The 3,608-nt window shown below is 36.8% G+C and carries 3 protein-coding genes; all 3 read left to right on the forward strand.

The window, feature by feature from the left end:
* Nucleotides 1-352 precede the first annotated feature (352 nt).
* The 3 genes from OZD63_RS05220 to OZD63_RS05230 all read left to right on the forward strand — a co-directional run bounded on the left by OZD63_RS05220 (nucleotide 353) and on the right by OZD63_RS05230 (nucleotide 3,176).
* Complete coding sequence (locus OZD63_RS05220) at nucleotides 353-952, forward strand: peroxiredoxin (protein WP_096617719.1); 600 nt, start codon at nucleotides 353-355, stop codon at nucleotides 950-952.
* On the forward strand, nucleotides 939-1,865 hold the full coding sequence (gene trxB, locus OZD63_RS05225) for a thioredoxin-disulfide reductase (protein WP_274979442.1): 927 nt from the start codon (nucleotides 939-941) through the stop codon (nucleotides 1,863-1,865). The genes OZD63_RS05220 and trxB overlap by 14 nt, the downstream gene beginning before the upstream one ends.
* A 219-nt stretch (nucleotides 1,866-2,084) precedes the next feature.
* The gene (locus tag OZD63_RS05230) at nucleotides 2,085-3,176 is read left to right on the forward strand and encodes an ankyrin repeat domain-containing protein (protein WP_275008307.1); all 1,092 of its coding nucleotides are present in this window, start codon (nucleotides 2,085-2,087) and stop codon (nucleotides 3,174-3,176) included.
* Nucleotides 3,177-3,608: the final 432 nt, after the last annotated feature.

A 3,608-nucleotide genomic window follows, 5' to 3' on the forward strand; every position in this document is an offset into this window, starting at 1 on the left:
AAAAAACGCCATACTTGAAAGTATAATGTAAGTAATTAGCCAACCACGGGGCTTCTTTTGCCTTTTTTTCGTTTGGTAAATTTTTTAACATTTATAGCTAAACGACAACCGTCATCCCGCTACTTGTTAGCGGGATCTAGAGATACCGCGAATGAATCGCGGTATGACGGTTCGCGGTGGCATGACGTAGAATTTTATACTCACCAACTCAGTATTCCAACCTGGATTGTATCTTATCGGTAAAAAAGAAGAGCTATTTTAGGAAGTTTTTATAGGACTAAAACCAAAGAAAACTTGCATATAAGTTTATCAAGATGTAGAATTGAAGTTATTTCAAAAGAATAGGTTAATTATGAATCTTGTAACAAAATCTGCTATCGATTTTACTGCTTCAGCTGTTCTCTCTGGCGGAGAAATTGTTGATGATTTCTGTCTGAGTAAGCGCATAAAAAATAAGTATGCTGTCCTTTTTTTCTATCCACTTGATTTTACCTTTGTCTGTCCAACTGAGTTGATATCATTTAGTAATAAAATAGAGGATTTTTCAAAACGTGGTGTTGAAGTGATAGGAATAAGTGTAGATTCAAAATTTTCACATTATAAATGGCGAAACACTCCAGTTAATGATGGTGGTATTGGAGAGGTTAGCTACACTTTAGTGTCTGATATCAAAAAGTCTATATCAAGAGACTATGGGGTCTTATATGATGACTCAATTGCGCTGAGAGCAACTTTCGTTATTGATGATAAATTTATTGTACGTCATCAATCGATAAATGATTTGCCTTTAGGGCGTAATATCGATGAATTCGTTAGAATCGTTGATGCAATTAAACATAATGAGGAGCATGGTGAAGTATGTCCAGCAGGGTGGAAGAAAGGTAAGCCAGCAATGCAGGCAAGCGATGAAGGAGTAGCTGATTATCTAAACTCATACAGTGAAGAATTATAGATTTAGTACAAAAGTTCTTATTATTGGATCCGGGGCAGCGGGTTATGCTGCTGCTATATATGCAGCACGTGCAAACTTAGAGCCAGTTGTAGTAACGGGAATGCAGCCTGGTGGTCAGCTTACAATTACTACAGATGTTGAAAATTATCCTGGTTTTGTTTCAATACAGGGTCCAGAACTAATGGAGCAGATGAGGTTGCATGCAGAGAAGGTTGGAGCAAAAATAATAGATGATGAGATAAAAAGCATTGAACAACTTGAGGACTTTAATGAGTATAGATTTAGATCTTCTGGTAATATCAATGACTACTACTCGGATGCAATTATAATTGCATCCGGTGCGCAAGCAAAATGGCTTGGTTTGGAGAGTGAAAAGGAATTTCAAGGTTACGGAGTTTCAGCTTGTGCAACTTGTGATGGTGCATTTTTTAGGAATAAAGTTGTAGCCGTGATTGGTGGTGGAAATACCGCTGTTGAAGAAGCAATATTTTTAACTCGATTTGCCAAAGAAGTGATATTAATACACAGGCGTGATAAATTAAGAGCGGAAAAAGTAATGCAAGATAGACTCTTTAAAAATGATAAAATAAAAGTAATGTGGAACCATACCGTAGAGCAGATTCTTGGAGAAGAAAATCCGAAAAAAGTTACTGGTATTATAATTAAATCAACAGAATTAAAAGTGGATGGAGTGTTTATTGCAATTGGACACGCACCAAATACGGGTATTTTTAAAGGCTTTGTTGAAATGGATGAGCAGGGTTACATCATTACAAAACCTGGAACAACTTTAACTAGTAGGGCAGGAGTGTTTGCTGCAGGTGATGTGCAAGATAAGGTATATCGTCAGGCAGTAGTTGCAGCAGGAACAGGGTGCATGGCTGCACTTGATGCAGAGAAGTTTTTGGAGTAGTAATTAATTAACTCAGAATTAGGATTTTATAGCTAAAGTGACTTAAGTTTACCGATAATTTTAAAAACAAAAATTCGTCATTCCGCTACTTGTTAGCGGAATCTATGCTGAGATACCGCGGCGGTATGACACCTTTCTTGGGTTAGCTATAGATAAATTGCCTGCGATTTTCCTTTTCTTTTGCATAATTATATTAGTAAATTATTAGATGGGTTTAATATGCTTTATGGAAGGGATAGAACAAGTACTACTGGTTACGGATATAATCGGAGAACTCCAGAACCGCTTGATGAATCAACACAAAAGTTATTTGATGCTATCGGTAAGGAGAATTTAGAAGATTTTAAACACTCTATAGAGGTGGGTGCGGATGTTAATGCGTTTGATAAGCGATATACACCACTAATGACTATTGTCATGAATGGTGATGACAGCCCTATATGCTTAAAAATGATGATGTTACTTTTACAGCATAAAAGTTTAAATATTAATGCTAAAGAAACTAAAGAATGCAATACAGCTCTACATCTAGCCTTTCTCATGGAAAATAGGAATTTTGTACAGACGTTACTCAGACATCCTAGCATTAATACAAACATTAAAAACAAAGTTTTTCTTCTTCAAGATAAATATCTTGGGCCTGAATATGATGGTATCAGGGCACATCTTATAGAAGATGCACAGTGCAAACAATGTTTTTTTTATACTCCTCAGGAATATATTGAAAAAATTGGGAAAGTGCAAGGTAAGGACTTTTTGTATCTTACAATGGAAATAAGTGAAGCCCAAAGAGGAAAAAATTTTTTAGAGTCTTTTTCTTTTTTAGCTTCTTCAAGCATATGGATAACACAAATATTATTGAACCACAATAATAAGCCTAATCCTAATTGCTGGGAAAGAAACCAAAATGGAGAAATAGAAACACCCCTGAGCTTAATTATCAAATCATGTTTACAAGGAATAACACAAGATAACGAAGAAGTATTGACTAAACTTTTAAAATATAAAGACCTAGATTTTAGTCAAATAAAGCCAATACAAGATATAGAGAAAAATCCATGGGTGAAGCAAATAATTGAACAAGCTATTACAGAGCGATTAACTGATACTATTAATAGAAAAGATCTAGATGATGTAAAAAAATTAGTAGAAGATAATTGCTTTATGAATCATGCAGTTGTTACTGCTGCATTGAGGGGTGTTGATAATCCAGTTAACTCTATTAAAGATTATTTGAGTGGAAAATTTCCTGTAAGTGTGGAACAACCTGTGGCAAGTACTAATATACCAGCGTGTGTCCAGAGAAGGTGAGTATGTTCAGTAGGAGTTAAACCTACCGGGATAAAAGTCGGAGTCCCGTAGCTTGGGTAGCAGCATGTAGGGAGACCAAAGTGTTGAAGCCTACCGACAACGTTATTGTAGGATAAGGGCGAATTACCAGGCCGTAGCGAAAGCGAACACATAGGTGGCCTCGAAAATTACAAATCCTAAAGGCTGAGCCCACGTTGGTAGGGTGAAGGCAATAGGGATAGCTGAAAACCCGAATGATACGGCATATCTACTTTAGCGGGGTGATAGTGATGGCATGGTAATGAGGACATATGAAGCAACTGGAGAAGCCCTACTCATCCCAGGAAGAAATACCTTGGAGCGGTAAGTTCTATAACTGGAAAACAGGAAATGAACCGAAGATGAGAGGGTGACGGATGGGTGCGTAGTAGTGAAGAAGTGAGGTAACTCTCA

Source organism: Wolbachia endosymbiont of Drosophila leontia (genome assembly GCF_028981785.1).
In the GTDB taxonomy this organism is placed as follows: domain Bacteria; phylum Pseudomonadota; class Alphaproteobacteria; order Rickettsiales; family Anaplasmataceae; genus Wolbachia; species Wolbachia pipientis.